Here is a 16872-nt window from a genome sequence, read left to right as displayed (position 1 = left end):
CACTCCCACGATACGCTGTGCCGGCATCTCCTGGCCTGCATGCGGAAGTTCGCCTCCGTTCCTGAGCACGTTGGGAAATCGGAGGCCGGTCAACCTTGCGTGACATCCCCCTTCCCCCACGGCGCGGGAATCACAGAGCCGTTGAGGGCGCCTATGTTTTATAGGTCTTGGGCTTACCTCGTTTCGACTCAGACGCGAGATGAACCACGCTGAAAACACGGCGCGTGTTCTCGCGTGGGGAGGCACCGCGCCGTCTAGTCCACATACAGCAGCGCATTGGAGCTGAGGAGGGCGTGGCAGAGGGCGGTGAGGCCGAGGAAGGCGGGGTCTCCGGGGGTCTTGGACGGTGCGCCCAGCTGGACCTCGAGCGGCGTCGGGTTCGCCTTGTAGAACTCCGTCTGCGCCTGCACAAACTCGACGCTCTGCTGCACATCGGACTCCGAGGGCGACCTGCCGCTGACGAGCCTGAAGGCGTAACGCACCTGATCGGCGGTGTCTTTGCCGCCTTCGCTCTGCACGCGCTGGGCGAACTGCTGGGCATGCACGCGCATGGTGGTGCTGTTCATGAGCAGGAGGCTCTGCGGGCTTACGGTGGTGACGGTGCGGGCATCGCAGCTGGGCTCCATGATGGGGGCGTCAAAGGTGGCAAACATCTCCAGCGGGCGGGAGCGCCGGGCCTGCACGTAGATGCTGCGACGGAATTCATCACCATTGAGCGGGATGACTTTGCCGGAGGGACGGCCTGCGGTGTCCGTGGTGTCGATGCCGATGACCACCTGCCCCTCTTCATTGAACATGACGGGCACGGGAGCGCCGCCCACCTGGGGATTGAGCTTGCCGCTGACGGCGAGCAGGCTGTCGCGCAGGATCTCGGCCTCCAGACGGCGGACGCTCATGCGACTGAGGTAGGAATTGTCGGGGTCGATGCGGTCGCGCGTGGCATCCCTGGTGGAGGCCTGGCGGTAGGTGCGGGAGGTCATGATCTGGCGGTGCAGCTGTTTCAGACTCCAGCCACGTGCCATGAAGTCGGTGGCCAGCCAGTCGAGCAGCTCGGGGTGCGTGGGCTTGGTGCCGAGCTGGCCAAAGTCCCCGGCACTGGTCACGATGCCTTTGCCAAAGTGGTGCATCCACACGCGGTTCACCATGACGCGGGCCACGAGGGGGTGCTTGCCGTCGGTGAGTTCATTGGCGAGGGCGAGACGGCGGCCGGTGGTGGGCAGCGCGGCGTTTTTCTCGGGGATCTCGATCTTGCGGAAGGCGGCGAGCACGGTGAGGTCGCTGGGCTTCACCTGCTCCTTGGGCTGGTCAAACTGGCCGCGGTTGAAGATGTAGGTGGCGGGCACGGCCTCAGGCTTCTTGGGCAGCTCGGTGAAGGCATGGAGAAACTCCTGCTTCGGCTTGGTGGCGCGCACGTCGGCGGCTTCTGCGGCCATCTTCTTCAGTGTATCCGCGTGCTTGGTCTTGTAGGTGGTGTCGTAGAGGTAGAGGGAGCCGGAGCTGAGCTGGTTCACGCGAGGCCAGGCTTTGAGGAGCTTGGTCTGATCTGCGGTGCGTTTCTTGACCTCGGTGCGGTAGGCGGTGCGCAGGGCGGCGCGGTCGGCCTCGGGGGCTTTGAGGAGTTCCTTTTCCAGCACTTCGGTGATGAATTCCTCGGCCTTGGCCGTGCGTGCGGCGTCGAGCTTCTTGGCCTCGATTTCGATCTTGGCGGATTCGGCGATTTCCTTTTCCGTCAGCAGCGAGACGAGGCGGCTGCCGGGGCCGCGCCAGGCCTTGGTGTCAAAACCGGGCTCAAACACAGCGCGCAGGCGGTAGTAGTCCGCCTGAGAGATGGGATCGTAGCGGTGATCATGGCACTGCGCGCAGCCGATGGTCAGACCATAGAGCGAGGTGCCCACCATTTTGAGCGTGTCGGCGATGTTGGCATTCTGTGTGGCGGCGTCGTTTTTCTCTCCGGTGCCGTTGGGAGACATGCGCAGGAAGCCGGTGGCGGCGAGTTTTTCGATGGCGTCCGGCGAGAGGTCCTTGTACGGCTGCGGCACCATTTCATCTCCGGCGAGCTGCTCGCGCACGAACTGATCGAAGGGCTTGTCCTTGTTGAAGGCATTGATGACGTAGTCGCGGTACTTCCAGGCCCAGGGGCGCTCCAGATCGCGCTCGCCAAAGCCCTCGCTGTCGGCATAGCCAGCGGCATCCAGCCAGTGACGGCCCCAGCGCTCGCCATAGTGCGGGGAGGCCAGCAGGCGGTCCACCAGATGCTCGATGCTGAGCTGCGGATTTTTGATGTAAGCGGCGACGAATTCATCCACCTCCGCAGGTGTGGGTGGCAGGCCGATGAGGTCAAAGCTGGCACGGCGGATGAAGGTGACGGGATCGGCCTCAGGTGAAAAGGACAGCCCTTTTTCTTCAAGCTTGGCGGCGATGAAGGCATCAATGCTGGTGGCGCCTTTTTTCTCCACCGGGGGCTTCACGGCGTGAATGGGCTGCAGCGACCACCAGGCGCGCTCTTCATCGGTGAAGGCGTGCTCCGGGCCGAGCTTTTCGGGCTCGGGGCGGGCGGTTTTGGCCCCTTGGGCCACCCAGGCTTCGAGGGTGGCGATGTCCTTGTCTGCGAGCTTGGTTTTGCCCTTGGGCATCTCGCCTTTTTTGACGAGGTCGATGAGGTGGCTCTCGGCCACTTTGCCGGGGACGATCACGGGGCCGTCCTTGCCGCCTTTGAGGATGAAGCGCGCCAGGCGCACATCCAGCCCGCCCTTCATTTCGCCGTCTTCACCGTGGCAGTGGAAGCAGTGCGTTTTGAGAATGGGGCGCACGTCTTTTTCAAACATCACGGGCGCGGCCACCGCCCAGGCGGGCGAGGCAGTCAACAGCACGAGGGCGAGGCGTGAATGGAGGCGGCGTGTCATGTGGTGAAATTACGGGGTGGCGGGCTTGGCTCTTGCATCCCGGTCTCAAAGCTGATGTCATGGGCAAAGACAGCTTTTTCCATGCCAGCCGAGTCCATCCTTGCGCACCCGAAGCCGACCTACTGGCTGAGCTACCTGCTGGTCATGCCGGTGGCGGGTTTCATCTTCAATGCGATGATCCTCCTCGGCCTTGGCGGCCTGCTGGGCTTCAAGCCCACCGGCGCTCAACTGCTCGGCGGCTGGGCCATCACGACGGCGCTCCTCACCTTTTTTGCGCTGAACATCGACCGGCGGAAGCCGCACTTTGAGCTCACAGACTCCACACTGCGCATCGGGCGAGGGGCGTATGCGACAGTGATCCCGCTGGAGGAGATTGAATCCGCAGTGTTTGGCCTGCCAGCCCACACGCCCTGGTGGTTCCGCATCATGCGGTTTGCACCGCAGAGCCGTGGCACGCATGGGTTCATTTCCATGACGCGGGCGAACACCTTGTTCCTCCGCTTTGGCAGCGGGCGCTACGTGCCGCTGTGCCTTTACTACACCTGGATGCAAAATGGACGTGAGTTGATGGAAGCGCTGCGGGAGCGGCTGAGAGAGAAACTCGTGGGCGCTGAAAGCTACACGCCAGCGGAGATGAAGGCGCTGGGGCTGGCGAAGTTTAACCGCGTGGGTGTGGTGCGGGGGTGACGTGTTGGCTGGCGGTCTTAGTAGCATCGGGTGCGAATGGACATTCGCCCGAAATGGACATTCGCCCGAAAGAGATGAGGGCATCGGCGTTCCCAGCAAAAAGCTGCGCCCGGCATGACCCGTGGCGCAGCTCGCAGCGATGACTTCCCTTCCCTACTTCCCGGCGACAGCGTCATCCACGGCGCTGTCGAGGACGTCGCAGGCTTCGATGAGGGCTTCTTCGGTGACGGTGAGGGGGGGGCAGATCTTGACGGTCTGGCCCCAGGCGCCGACGGGGGCGAAGAGGAGCAGGCCGCGCTGGTAGCAGAGCTCGATGATGCGGTGGGCGAGATCGTGGTTCGGCTCCTTTTTGCCGGGAAGAACAATCTGCAATCCGGCGACGAGGCCTGCGCAGGTGACGTTTCCAACGACGTGCGGGTGGCGGTTCTGGATGGCCTTGCAGCGCTCGTGCAAGATGGGACCGAGGCGGGCGGCGTTGCCGGTGAGGTCTTCGTCGAGCAACTTCTTGATGTTGGCCACTGCGGCGGCGCAGCAGACGGGATTGCCTGTGTGCGTGCTGGTCATGCTGCCAGGGGGGAACTGATCCATGATCTCCACGCGACCGATGACGGCGCTGAGAGGCATGCCGCTGCTGATGCCTTTGCCGCAGCAGATGATGTCTGGTGTGACGCCGTAGTGCTCGAAGGCCCAGAATTTGCCGGTGCGGCCAAAGCCGGCCTGCACTTCGTCAAAGGTGAGGACGACCTTGTGTTCATCGCACCAGGCGCGGAGTTTCTGAATATACTCCACGGGGGCAAAGTCGGGGCCGACGCCCTGATAGCTCTCGATGATGACGCCGGCGATGTTGGCTCCGGTGAGGCCTTTGTCGGCGATGGTTTTGAGGAAGGTGTCAAAGCTGGTGTCTTCGGTCCAGTAGCCGTCCGGGAAGGGCGCATTGAGAATGGCGGGATCTTCATTGACGATCCAGGCCTTCTGCCCGGCCATGCCGCCGGCCTGCTGGCTGGCGAGGGTGCGGCCGTGGAAGCCACGGGTGAAGCCGATGATGCCAATCTTCTCTTTTCCGCCAACCTTGATACCGTGGCTGCGGCTGAGCTTGATGGCGCACTCGGTGGCTTCACTGCCGGTGCTGAGGAGGAAGACTTTTTTCAAGCCTTCCGGGGAAACGGAGGCGATGAGTTCGGCGGCTTCGGCGCGCTCCTCGCTGGGGAAGACGTAGTTGTGGATGAGGCCGCTGTTGATCTGGTCGACCATGGCCTTGCAGATTTCCGGAGCGGCGTGGCCGGCATTGGTCACGAGCACACCGCTGCTCCAGTCGAGCCACTTGTTGCCGTACTTGTCGAAGATGTGGATGTCCAGGGCCTTGTCCCACACGATGGGGGGCATGCCGCGCATGGACTGGGGCTCAAAGTGACGCAGTTTTTCCAAAGTGGGCACAGAGTCCGGATGCGGCAATGGCGTGCAGATGCGGCGGTGCTTGGTTTCGACGTAAGGGACGGTCTGTGGTGTGATGCTGAATTCTTTGCCCATGGGACGATACTGCACGCGACTTTATTTGCGTGCTACTCGCTTTGCAGCAGGTCGCGGTATTTTTGTGCGCATACGAATTATCTGGCCGTCAATATAAATGTGCCGGCGGATGAAAAAGGCGGCAGCACAGCGGCTTTCAGCCCTCACTTCCGCCTGCGCCGCAGCACCATGCCCAGCGCTGCGCAGAGCAGCAGCAGGCCGCGTGTGGGCTCGGGCACGGCCACGACGACGAGCGTCAGAGCGCCGGCGTCGAGCATGCTGCTGATCTGCCAGAGGCCCGTGCCGGTGATGTCGGGGAGGTCGAGGTTGCCTTCATTGCCGTCGGCGTTGGCTCCGGTGCGGAGGTTGGTGCCGGTGCTGAAGCCGTTGAGGCTCACGACGCCGCTCCAGTCCAGCAGGGTGAAGGTGTCGCCAACGGCGGCAGTGTAGCCGGTGCCGTCCACCATGAGGTTGCTCAAGCTGCTGAGCGTGAGCGTGCCGGTGATGCTGATCCGGTCGGCGGCGAGGTCTGTCCCGGCGCTGGAGCCGGTGATCTGCAGCTCGGCCACGGCGCTGCTGGCGGCCGGAGTGAAGGCCAGGCTGTGGGTGTACAGTGTGCCCGTGGCCGCGCCGCCGCTGTCGCCGGGTCTGATGACGCCGGAGACCACGGTGGTGCTGCCAGTGATGCTGCCCGTGCCCGCCAGCACGGCGGTGGCTCCGTTGACGGTGAGCGCGCCTGAGCCGCTCTGGCCAAAGCCGCTGACTCCGACCTGCAGGGTGCCCGCGCTCACGGTGGTGGTGCCGGTGTAGGTGTTGCTGCCGGTCAGGGTGGCGGTGCCTGCGCCCACCTTGGTCAGAGCCCCGCTGCCGGAGACGACGGCATTGATGGTCAGATCTCCGCTGCCACCCACGCTGGAGTCAGAGGCCAGGTTCACGCTGGTGAGATTGGCCGTGGCGCTGCCGGTGCCGCCGCTGAGGCTGACAGCTGGCGCGCCGGAATAACCGCCGCCACTGGCTTCCAGCGTGACGCCGTTGAGCACAAAGGCTCCGTCGTTTCCCACCGCCGTGGCAGCCGCCCCGGTGCCGCCGGCAATGGTGACCGCAGGCGTGGAGGTGAAGCCGGTGCCCGGATTCACAATGGTAAGACCTACCACGGTGTAGTTGGAGTTGTTGCCCGCCACCGTGGGGTCCTTCCCGAGCACCAGCACCGTGCCACCGGTGAATTTGGCGGTCGGTGTTCCGGTGAAATTGCTGCCCGCACTCGTGACCGTGATGCTCACCACCTTGCCGTTGGCGTCCAGATTTGCGACCCCTGTGGCCCCGTTGGAAAGGGTGACCGTGGGAGCCACCGAGTAGGTCGTGGTATTGGATGTGACGGTGTATGAGGCGCTGGTCACCCCCACCGAAGCGATGACAACCGCCCCCGTGCCACCCGTTACGGTGACTGTGGGTGCCAGTCCGTAGCCGGAGCCGCCGCTGGTCAGCGTGAGGCTGCCGGTGCCGAGCCCGAGCTGGGCCGTGGCGCTGGCGGAGGAGCCACCGGATGAGGGATCGACCGCCACAGCGGCCGCAGCCGACCAGCCGGCGGTGCTCACGCCGGTGAAGCTCAGCGAGGCCACACCGCTGCCGATGCTGGCCGCCGTGCCACTATTATTCACCAGGGCACCGTCGCCGCCCACGCCCGTGCCATTCAGCGTGATGACCTCCTGCACCTCCGTCTGACCGTTGAGGTCCAGCGTTGCACCGGCATTTACCGTGGTGCCGCCTGCGCCCGCCGCCAGGGAGGCTCCGCCGCCGCCCAGCGCCCTGGTATTTCCCAGCATGAGGGTCCCCTGGTTCACGGTGGTGGCTCCGGTGTAGGTGCCCGCCCCGGCCAGCACAAAGGTGCCCGCGCCGTCCTTGATGAAGCCCACGTTGTTGTTTGCGCCGGTGTTGTTGGGAGCTCCCGTGCCGCTCCCTGAGCCGAGGCTGCCGCCGTAGGTCTGCGTGCCGGAGGAGACGCTCACTTCCAGCAGGCTGGTGGAGGTGAGGCTGCCGCCGATGACGGCATTGGCCGTGCCGGTGCCTGCGGTGATGAGTCCGGCGAGGCTCTGGGAGAAGCCGCTGAGCTGCAGCACACCGGAGGTGGTGCCGGTGCCGAGCGTGACCGTGGTGCCGGTGGGCAGGCGGTCATTGCCCAGGTCGATGCGCAGCGTGCCATTTTCCACGAGGGTGCTGCCTGCGTAGGTGTTGTCTCGCGAGGTCAGGGTCAGCACGCCGTTGCCGGTTTTGTCGAGCCCGCCGGGGCCGGTCACACTCCCGGTGATGATCATCTGGGAGAGGCTGCCGATGGCGGTGCCGTTTTCCACCTGAATGCGTGAGGTGCTCTGCAGCGCCACCTCGTTGATGATGGTGGTCTTGGGGTCCACAAAGGCGGAGCCCGGCGTCTGGTCGGTGAGACGGATGGCTCCGTTACCGCCAAAGCCGTTGCCGTTGATGATGAGGCGGCCGTTGGCGGCATTGGCCCCGAAGGTGTCTGTGGCGTCGTCATTCACCTCATAGGTGCCACCGCTGTTCACGGTGATGCTGGGCACGCTGGTAAACTGCTGGCTGTTCATGCGCAGCACGCCGTTGTTGATCACGATGTCTCCGCTGAAGGTGCTGACGCTGGTGCCCACCGCGATGCCGCCGGTGCCTGAGAGGGTCAGCGTGCCGGTGCCGGTCAGCCCATTCCCCTGCACTGCCTGCACTACGGAGAAATTAAAGGTGGCCCCCGCAGAGCCGATGGTGATGACGTGACCGGGAGCGAGAGCGTCATTGCCGATCGTGCCCAACGTGCCGCTGGCCAGGATGAGCGTGGCGCCATTCAGCGTCAGCCCCGTGGTGCCGGTGCCGAGGTTTGCACTGGCGGTGACGGAAAGGGAGCCGCCATTGACGATGGTATTCCCGGTGTAGGTGTTGGTGGCGGTGAGCACGAGCGCGCCATCGCCGGATTTGACGAGGTTGGTGCCGCTGATGACGGCATGAATGCTGAGTGTGGAAGCGCTCTGCTGGTGGATGATGAGCTCCCCTGTGGAGGTGGCGAGCACGCCGCGCCTGCTCGTGGCACCGATGCTGGTGGCCCCAGCCGTGGAGGACACGAGGAGGCCGCCGCTCTCCAGCGTCAGCGTGTCTGCGGCTGCGGCAAAGGCGATGGCCGAGGTGCCGGTGAGGCGCAGCGTGTTGGTGGTGGCCCCTCCGGCCCCCAGGGTGGTGGTGGTGGCGCTCAGGCTGGTGTGCTGGCCGCTGCCAAAGCCGGTGGTGTAGCTCCCCGCCGAGAGGGCGGAGACGTTGCCAAAGCCGTCATTCACCGCCCAGTCATTGAGCTGGTAGGTGGCGTATGCGCCGAGAATGTTCATGGCACTGTTGCCAGTGCTCACGCTGGTGTTGTTGGCTGTGGCGGTGGTGATGCCCGCGACTCCGGAGCCGATGCCGACCGGATTGAAATTCACGGTGGCACCGGTGTTGCGGGTGATGCCGTTGAGCACCAGCGTGATGTTCTGACTGCTCCCGCTCGTCACGGTGATGCGGGCTGCACCACCGAGCACGCCGGAGCTGTTTCCCAGCGTGAGTCCGGCCACGGTTTCGGATGACCCCGAGTCGCTGCTGCCTGTGAGACTGAGAGAGCCGCCATTGAGGATGAGCGCAGAGGAGGCGCTGAGCTTGGCGGCATTGTTCAGGCTGTAGTCCAGCAGCAAGGTGCCGCCGCTGACGGTGGTCGCGCCCATGTAGGTGTTGCTTCCGCGAAAGGCCACCGTGCCGCCGCCGACGAGGGTCACGGTGTCCCCGCTTCCCGTGGCTCCAACGGCCTGCAGCAGCCCGCCGGTAAACTCCACGGTGCCGCCGCTCACGGAGCTCAGGGTTATGCCCTTGGCCGCGCCGCTGTCTGTGCCCAAAATGACATTGCCTGCGTAGGTCACCGTGCCGGAGGCATTGAGCCCGCCCACCATCATCACGCCAGTGTTGCCGGACTGCAGGCGGATGTTTCGCCCGATGGTGACGCCTGCGGTGTCGATGAGCAAACGGGCCAGGCCTGAGCCGCTGGTATTTCCCACCAGTACGTCCGAGGTGGCATTTCCCAGCGCACCGGCACTGCCGCTGGGCGCATTGGCAGAGACAATGAGGCGGCCGGCCGCGATGGTGGTGGTGCCCACGTAGTCGCTCGCCGAGCCGGACATCACCAGCGTGTGCGACGCGCCCGACACCACGAGGAAGGACAAGCTGTCTGTGCCGGAGAGCTTGCCCGAGAACACATAGTACCCTGCAGAGGTGACGGTGATTCCCGCCGCTGTCTCCAGGATGGTGCCGCCGCCCGAGATCGCACCCATCGTTTCAGGATTGGCGCCAAAGTCAAAGGTGGCGCCGCTGGCCACGTTCAGCGTGGTCGAATTTCCAAACAAGTCCCCGGCGCTGCCGCTGAAGCGCACTGTGCCCGTGCCGCTGACGTTGATCGTGGTGTTCGTCATCCCGCCCATGTCGGCGATGTTGATGAACTTGCCGACCGTGGAGTTGTTGATCAGGTTGATCACCACGCCGGTGTTGGTGCCGGCGTTGGAGTAGGCCGGGCCGTCGCCCAGGGTCAGGGTGCCGGTGCCGCTGTTGATGAAGGTCTGCTTGGTGCCGTTGGCAAAAGTCTGCGCGCCGGTGCTGAAGGTCAGCGTGCCGGAGCCGGCATTGGTCACGGTCGTTTCCCCATCCCAGATCACGGGCGCTGTGATGGTGGCGCTGCCAGGGCCCGTAAGCGTGATGACGGATAGCATGGCGTGGTCTGAGCTGGCATTTGTGAAGTCCAGCGCATTGGTGGTGGGAGAGCCCGCAAGGGTGATGGTACCTGCGGTGTTATTAAAGAGGAGCTGGTTCAGCGTGAAGTTGCTGATGTTGTTCGTGCTCGTGTAGCTGGTGGAGCCGCCGAAGACGAGGGAGGTGGCGGTGTCACTGGCAGGCACGGTGGCGCCAGACCATTTGGCGGTGTCATTCCAGCTGCCCGTACCGCCGGACCAGACGGACTGGGCGGGGGCCTGCTGGGCCAGCAAAAGGGCCACGCTGCACAGCGCAGCACGAGGGGACAGCAAAGAAGACGCACTGCGGCGGAACGGGACCGCCAGGCGGCGTGCGACGGCCGCTTGAGCAAAAAGAGGGGGCATGGGGGTCCGGCCTCATAAGCAGATCCATCACCGCCAGACCAACACTTCACGGTGAAGATAACGTTTCATAAACCAATGATTTTGAATGAATTGGAAACAGAATCGTCACACAAAAGACATTTGGGCTGGCGCACCTGTACATCATGTCACTTTGCCGCCTGGGAGGGCCTGCTTCCCCGGCCCCGGACAGCCACCGGCTTCCGCTCCATGCCCCAAAACGGGTGCAGCGAAGTGGTTGCCTATGGCCCAGACGCTGCTACTCTCGCGGCCCCCTTCCCCTCAAACTGCCCCATGACCCCTGACAAAATTCGCAATATCGCCATCATCGCTCACGTCGACCACGGCAAAACCACGCTCGTCGACGGCCTGCTGCGCGCCAGTGGCAATTTCCGCGAGAACCAAGCCATCGCAGAACGCGCCATGGACTCCATGGATCTGGAGCGCGAGAAGGGCATCACCATCAAGGCCAAGAACACCTCCGTTCACTGGAACGACTACATCATCAACATCGTGGACACCCCCGGCCATGCCGACTTCGGTGGTGAAGTGGAGCGTGTGATGAAGATGGTGGACGGCGTGATGCTCGTGGTGGACGCCTATGAAGGGCCGCAGGCGCAGACGCGCTTCGTTTTGAAGAAGGCGCTGGAGCAGGGCATCAAGCCCATCGTGCTCATCAACAAGATGGACCGCCCGCACATCGAGCCCCAGAAGGTGCACGACAAGGTGCTGGAGCTCTTCCTGGAGCTGGACGCCACTGAAGAGCAGTTCAATGCCGCCTTCGTTTACGGCAGCGCCCGCGCAGGCTGGGTCACCGACTCCCCCACTGGCGAGCAGCACGACATGACCTTCCTCCTGGGCAAGATCGTGGAGCACATCCCCGCTCCGAAGGCGGAAGTGGAAGGCTGCTTCGAGATGCTCGTCTCCAACATCGACTGGGACAACTTCGTGGGCCGTGTGGCCATCGGCAAGGTGACCCGTGGCAGCGTGAAGCTGGGAGACAAGGTCTTCCTCCTGGGCAAGACCCCGGAAGAAAAAGCCATCCCGGTGAAAGTGACGAAGGTCTTCCAGTACACCACCCTGACCACCAGCGACTCCGTGGAAGGCATCGCTGGCGACATCGTCGGCATCTCCGGCTTTGAAGACGTGGACATCGGCCAGACCGTGGCCGGCAGCGCAGACGCCGTGGCCCTGCCCTTCGTGGCCATCGACCCGCCGACCATCGTCATGCAGTTCGCCGTGAATGACGGCCCGCTGGCCGGACGCGAAGGCGAGCACGTGACCTCCCGCAAGATCCGCGACCGCCTGGACCGCGAGCAGAAGATGAACGTGACCATCAGCGTGAAGGACACGGACACCGCCGGTATCTTTGACGTGAGCGCCCGTGGCGCCATGCAGATCGCCGTGCTGGTGGAGCAGATGCGCCGCGAAGGCTTTGAGGTCCTCGTCTCCCGCCCCATGGTCATCATGAAGCGCGTGAACGACGAACTCGTCGAGCCCTTTGAAACCCTGTACGTGGACGTGCCGGACGACTACCTCGGCGGCGTGATGAAATCCATCTCCGAGCGTAAAGGCAAGATCGAAGACATGAGCGCGCACAACGGCCGCACCAGCCTGCAGGCCTATGTGCCGACTCGCGGCCTCATTGGCTTTGAGTTTGAACTGATGAACCTGACCAGCGGTCACGGCATTCACAGCCACCTCTTCCGCGAATACGCCCCGCACGCCGGACCCATGCAGACCCGCAGCACCGGCACGCTGGTGAGCACCGAAGCAGGCGAAGCCACCAGCTACGCCCTCGACACCATTCAGGTGCGCGGCAAGCTCTTCATCGGCGCAGGCGAGCAGGTGTATGACGGCATGATCATCGGCGAAAACCCACGCGCCGACGATCTGCCCGTGAACCCCACACGCAGCAAGCAGCTCACCAACTTCCGCGCCGCCGGCAACGACAAGGGCATCCAGCTCACCCCGCCGATCCGCTTCAGCCTGGAGCGCGCCATCGAGTACATCGCCCCCGATGAACTCGCCGAGTGTACGCCCAAGAGCATCCGCATCCGCAAGCGCATCCTCGACAGCAACGTGCGCCAGCGCGAGAAGAAGAAGACCGAAGCGCAGCTCGAAGGCGCGGCTGCGTAAGGCGGCAGTCAGCAGTCAAAGAGTCAAAAGCTAACAAGAAGGCCAAGGCATCACCGCCTTGGCCTTTTTGCTGTGTGGGTGGCGCGACGCCTACGCCTGCATCGGAGCTACCTCTTTCGGGCGTCTGCTGGCACACGTAGAATCAAGGAGTCAGCGGGCGTCCCAAACGGCCCTATGCTCGGAGGAGATGTGCCATGCGCCACCCGTCCGGCCTGCGAAAGCGGTAGCTGCGCTCGTTCCTCGCTCCGCGACCGCACTCCAAATGGGCGGCATTGCGCCATGGACTCAGGAGTGCGGACCTCAACGCTCTCTTTTGCGCAAATAGGTGGCGGCAGAATCAGCCATCGTAACCCAGGCGGCACCGAGCATGATGAAGTCCTTCACCACCAGCCGGCCTCTGCCGCTCAAGAGCGGAAAGCCATGCTCTGTATTGCCCAGATTGGGCACCCAGCTTTCGGGGGTCGTCACCAAAAAGGACAGGGTTGTGAGCGACATGATGACGACGAGGGCGCTGCCGACCGCTGCGACCTGCGGCAGCCAGGGATTCAGGGCGATCATGAGTCCATAGAGCACGATCACCGCACCGAGCCCCAGCGCAAAGGTGTAGGTGTGGTTCGCCTCATGCCAGGCGCGGTTGGCCGGCACCAGTGCGCCCTCAGGGTTCATATGCTTGGTGTACTCCGGAGCGGGATGCTTGTAGAAAAAGCTCATGACCGGGCTGTTGGCCACGAATGGCACGATGCCGTCCGCTTCATACTTGTAGATCTTGAGGGCCCCGATCCAGACCAGAACGACAATGAGGCCAAAACGGGTGAGCGAAAAGCCAAGGCCACGGCTGTTTGCGGCGAGAGTGAATGCTTTGTCTGTGAGAGTGTTCATCCGGCAAGCTATCATGCGCGCCGCTGGCCCGGAATGGACGAACAGCCCGATCACATGGACAAATTGGCACCGCCCCGGCTCAGCGTCTCCTGCTCACGGAAGACAGCCGGAGAGCAGCCAAAAGCGCGCTTGAAGAGCCGGCTGAAATAGAACTCATCATCAAAGCCCACCTCATAGGCGACTTCCTTGACGGGCTTGAGGGTATGCAAAAGCTGCCACTTGGCATGCTTCATCACCCGGTCACGGATGATCTCGGCCAGAGTCTTGTGAAAGTGGGTTTTGGAGAGCCGGGCCAGTGTCTTGGGTGAAATGCCCAGCAGCCGCGCGTATTCAGACGGACTGTGCAGAGTCTGGTAGCGGGTCTCCAGCAATTCCCTGAAACGGCGCAGCGCTTCAGGCCGCCGGGTGGCCGCCAGTCCGTCAGAGCCCTGCTGCTCAAGCTTCAGGCGGGTGGCTTTGATGAGCAGAATCTTGAGACAGGAGAGGAGCACCTCCTGGTGGGCCACCGCCTGCTGCCGCAGCTCATGGTCCATCTCTTCCATCAGCCGGCCAAACTGGAGCAGCAGCCCGGCATCCAGCCTCACCAGCGGCACGTCATACACTTCGTTGAAGAGCACTCCATTGCAGCCCACGGCGTGGTGATGCGTCTCGATGCAGAAAAAGTTGGCGTGAAACTGCAGCATCCAGCCGGATGCCGCACGCTTCGTCACGAATGACACACGCTGGTAGGGGTTCAGGCAGAGCAGCACCGGGGCTGCAAAATCGTGCACGGCGTAGTCCACACGCACCATGCCGCTGCCCTGCTCCAGCAAAAACAGCGTGAAGCACGGCGTGCGTGCCAGCTTGCTGACGCCCGTGAATGAAAACCTCCGCACTGCGAGGCTCGGCAGGGTGGCGTCAGGCGGGTTCATGCTGAGATCATGCGCCCCATCAGTGCGTCAGCGAATAAAAGATGATGTTGATGCCCAGCGGGTACGCATACTTCTCGGAGAACTCTTTGAAGTACCACGGGTCCGTGCCTTCCTGCTCCCAGCCTTCGCCGGTGTCGGTGTTCCAGCAGATGACCATCATGAGGCGGCGCTTGTCGTCGAAGTAGCCGCGGTAGTGCACGTGCTCGGAGCCGGGCTTGTCGAACTCATAGGTGATGCCCTGGTTGATCACATACTCGGCAAAGCGAATGTGCGGGATCTGCGGCTTTACCTTGAGGGGGAAGACCATGTGGAAGATCTCATGCTCCAGCGGGATCTCCTCGATCTTGCGGTCCGGCCAGATCTGCTTGAGGGCCACCTCAAAGTTGTCCCACTCGCGCGTGCCCCAGAAGTCGTCCACCATGATGAAGCCGCCGTTGAGCATGTACTCGCGCAGGGTTTTGGCCTCTTCGTCAGTGAGGTCGATGTCTCCCACCTCGATCATGTAGAGAAAGGGAAAATGGCGGATCTGCTCGGGGTGGATGTCCACCACAGCGCCGTTGGGGTTCACCTGCAGGGAGGTGAGCTGCTGCAGGCGGTAGGACATGTTCATGTCCGAGTCCGGATAATCGGTGGCCCATTTGCGGTTGGAGCGCCCCCAGCCACGCCCGCCACGGCTCATGGAGTTGTAGCGCACGCGGGCAAAGGTGAAGGTGTCATTCGGCAGCTCCTTGCTCACCGGCCAGGTGGGGTAGCCCTCTTCCTGGCCCCTGCGGGTGTCTCGCGGATCTTCCGGCACGCTGCCATCCTTGACGCCAAACTGGGTCGGCCGCCCGCCTTGCGTGTCTTGCTCCACCGCCCAGACGACGCAGCCGAGCAATGCCAGGGCGATGAGGAGGACGGGGGCGGATCGGGGTTTGCGCATGAATCTGATAACGTGGCTCGTCACCGACTCCTGCGCACTTCTTTTCATGCCATGGGTCCTGCCTGAGGCCTGCGGCGGCGCAGGAAGAGGGCGGCCAGCCCAAAGAGCAGGAGCACCATGCGGCCGGGCTCTGGGACGATGACGATGATGCCGTAGGTGGCAAAGGCGGAGGTATCCCAGAAGAGGCCGGAGCCGAGTTCGGGAAGGACCAGGTCGCTGGCGGTGTCGAAGGCGGAGCCGCCGGCTGGAGTGCCGATGCTGCCCGCCGTACCGGAGCTCACCGAGGCCCAGTCCATCAGCTTGAAGACATCTCCAAACGCCATTCCGGAGGCGTCTGCAGTCTGCACCAGAACTGTCGGAGTGCCACCGGCGCTGGCTCCGAGGCTCAAGGTCTGTCCTGCCAGACTGAGGGAGCTGTAGGTGCCGCTGACGGTGTTCCACTGGGTGTAGATGGAATCAGGTGTGCTGCCGACTCCTGCCATGGCATGAATGCCGAGGTAATCGGCGGCCGTCACGTCCGAGGTCCAGCCAGAGTCCAGGGCCTGGGCATTATGGCTGCTGGAGGTGACTTCAAACTGGATCTGCGAACCTGAGTTGACGGTGAGCGCACCGGTGAGGGTGAGCTGGCCGGGAGTGCCACCGGCAGCATCCCCCGGACGGAGGACGCCTACGTTCGAGAGACTGCCCAGGGTGACCGCTCCGACTGTGCCGGTGCCAGAAAGCGTGGGAGCAGCGAGCTCGTTTGCCGAGACGACGGCGGCGGCGACCGGCGCGCCGGAGACCCCGGAGACGGTGGAGGTGGTGCCCGTGCCCGAGACAGTGATGGCGGAGGAGGCTGCCGAACCGCTGCCGCCTGAGCCAACCTGCAGGCTGCCACCAGTGACCTGCGTGTCTCCCGAGTAAGTATTGGTCGCGGTGAGCAGCAGTTTGCCGGAGTCCTGTTTGATCACACCGCCGGTTCCTGTCTGCACCGCAGCGGTGATGGTGGTGTCTCCTGTGCCGGCGACGGTGAGGTTCATGTCTGCTCCCGTGATGGTCGAGCCATTGACCACAAGAGCATTGCTGCTGCTGTTGGTCCAAGTTTGTGAAGCACCGAGAATGACGCTCATGCCGAGGGTGCTGGTTCCTGCGCCGCTGCTGTGGGTGATGCCGCCCGCGCCGATGGTCAGGGTGTTGGCGTCGCTGCCGTTGTTGCCGATGGTCACAGCACCTGTGGCGGAGCTGGTGAAGGTCAGGCTGGCAATGGAGGTGGCGGAGCCGAGGTAGCTCGTGGTGAGATTGGAGGCCTCAGGAGTCGTCGTGTTGAAGAACACATCGGTGGTCGCGTCCGGAGTGGCCTGGGTGTCCACGTCGCTCGCGGCGTCCGTGCGCCAGTTGGTCACGCCACCGGCGTTGTTGGTGCTCCAGCTGCCATCGAGAGAGCCGGACCAATAGGCTGTGGTCGGGGCCACCACGGTGACGTTCAGCGCCGTCTGCGTGGTGGTGTTCTGCGCACCTGCGAGCGTCAAGTTGTAGGTCTTGCTGCCCCAGGCGCCGGCGAGTGTGAGTGTCGTGTTGGCGAGGGTGAAGTTGTTTGTGCCCGTGCCGGTGAAGCCACCGCCTGCGGTGATGAGCTGGATGACGCCTGTGGCGATGCCCGTGGCTCCGGTGACGGCGTTAAGATTGATTGTGGCACCAGAGGCGATGCTGGCGTTCTTGGTGACCGTGATCTTGTCCGCACCGCCATACACGCCCGAGACGGCGGACACGCTGCCGATGTCAAAGTA

At 63.6% G+C, this 16872-nt stretch carries 9 protein-coding genes (1 of these 9 cut by a window edge); 2 read left to right on the top strand and 7 right to left on the bottom strand.

Translation table 11 applies throughout. The annotated features are described in order from the left end of the window. Positions 1-254: 254 nt before the first annotated feature. Positions 255-2903, bottom strand: a complete 2649-nt coding sequence (locus ACZ5WW_RS01785) for a PSD1 and planctomycete cytochrome C domain-containing protein (protein ID WP_377169444.1) — start codon at positions 2901-2903, stop codon at positions 255-257. Positions 2904-2984: 81 nt separating this feature from the next. On the opposite strand from ACZ5WW_RS01785, the gene ACZ5WW_RS01780 reads away from it, so the two are divergent. Beyond that, positions 2985-3590 (top strand): hypothetical protein, encoded by a 606-nt coding sequence (locus ACZ5WW_RS01780; protein ID WP_377169442.1) that lies wholly within the window; start codon positions 2985-2987, stop codon positions 3588-3590. Positions 3591-3743: 153 nt separating this feature from the next. On the opposite strand, the gene ACZ5WW_RS01775 is transcribed toward ACZ5WW_RS01780, so the two are convergent. Together ACZ5WW_RS01775 and ACZ5WW_RS01770 are read right to left on the bottom strand one after the other, a co-directional pair. After that, positions 3744-5117 carry an aspartate aminotransferase family protein gene (locus ACZ5WW_RS01775; protein ID WP_377169440.1) on the bottom strand — a complete coding sequence of 458 codons (1374 nt, stop codon included), beginning with the start codon at positions 5115-5117 and terminating at the stop codon, positions 3744-3746. 143 nt (positions 5118-5260) lie between these two features. Then, positions 5261-10258, bottom strand: a complete 4998-nt coding sequence (locus tag ACZ5WW_RS01770) for a beta strand repeat-containing protein (RefSeq protein WP_377169438.1) — start codon at positions 10256-10258, stop codon at positions 5261-5263. Positions 10259-10549: 291 nt separating this feature from the next. On the opposite strand from ACZ5WW_RS01770, the gene typA reads away from it, so the two are divergent. Beyond that, the gene (typA, locus tag ACZ5WW_RS01765; RefSeq protein ID WP_377169436.1) at positions 10550-12394 is read left to right on the top strand and encodes a translational GTPase TypA; all 1845 of its coding nucleotides are present in this window, start codon (positions 10550-10552) and stop codon (positions 12392-12394) included. A 300-nt stretch (positions 12395-12694) separates the two neighbouring features. On the opposite strand, the gene ACZ5WW_RS01760 is transcribed toward typA, so the two are convergent. The 4 genes in view from ACZ5WW_RS01760 to ACZ5WW_RS01745 are tightly spaced (at most 50 nt apart) and all read right to left on the bottom strand, a layout consistent with a single transcriptional unit that may run on beyond the window. Continuing rightward, entirely contained in the window at positions 12695-13273 is a 579-nt protein-coding gene (locus ACZ5WW_RS01760) for a DUF417 family protein (RefSeq protein WP_377169434.1), read from the bottom strand. A gap of 50 nt (positions 13274-13323) precedes the next feature. Next, positions 13324-14184, bottom strand: a complete 861-nt coding sequence (locus ACZ5WW_RS01755; protein WP_377169432.1) for a helix-turn-helix transcriptional regulator — start codon at positions 14182-14184, stop codon at positions 13324-13326. A 19-nt stretch (positions 14185-14203) separates the two neighbouring features. After that, a complete protein-coding gene (locus tag ACZ5WW_RS01750; RefSeq protein ID WP_377169430.1) occupies positions 14204-15106 on the bottom strand; it encodes a DUF4159 domain-containing protein in 903 nt (300 codons plus the stop codon). Positions 15107-15150: 44 nt separating this feature from the next. Then, positions 15151-16872: the end of an autotransporter-associated beta strand repeat-containing protein gene (locus ACZ5WW_RS01745; RefSeq protein ID WP_377169428.1), read on the bottom strand. The gene runs 25590 nt beyond the window's last position; 1722 of the gene's 27312 nt are visible here — the last part of the coding sequence; its start codon lies beyond the right edge, outside the window — the gene reads right to left on this strand; its stop codon occupies positions 15151-15153.

This window comes from Prosthecobacter fluviatilis, from assembly GCF_055388355.1.
The sequence above is the reverse complement of the archived record's forward strand: the minus strand, read 5'-3'. Positions and strand labels throughout refer to the sequence as shown.

Coding starts and splice junctions, on each gene's coding strand:
- ACZ5WW_RS01780 (WP_377169442.1), top strand. CDS start 2,985: ATGCCAGCCGAGTCCATCCTTGCGCACCCGAAGCCGACCTACTGGCTG.
- ACZ5WW_RS01785 (WP_377169444.1), bottom strand. CDS start 2,903: ATGACACGCCGCCTCCATTCACGCCTCGCCCTCGTGCTGTTGACTGCC.
- typA (WP_377169436.1), top strand. CDS start 10,550: ATGACCCCTGACAAAATTCGCAATATCGCCATCATCGCTCACGTCGAC.
- ACZ5WW_RS01750 (WP_377169430.1), bottom strand. CDS start 15,106: ATGCGCAAACCCCGATCCGCCCCCGTCCTCCTCATCGCCCTGGCATTG.
- ACZ5WW_RS01755 (WP_377169432.1), bottom strand. CDS start 14,184: ATGAACCCGCCTGACGCCACCCTGCCGAGCCTCGCAGTGCGGAGGTTT.
- ACZ5WW_RS01770 (WP_377169438.1), bottom strand. CDS start 10,258: ATGCCCCCTCTTTTTGCTCAAGCGGCCGTCGCACGCCGCCTGGCGGTC.
- ACZ5WW_RS01760 (WP_377169434.1), bottom strand. CDS start 13,273: ATGAACACTCTCACAGACAAAGCATTCACTCTCGCCGCAAACAGCCGT.
- ACZ5WW_RS01775 (WP_377169440.1), bottom strand. CDS start 5,117: ATGGGCAAAGAATTCAGCATCACACCACAGACCGTCCCTTACGTCGAA.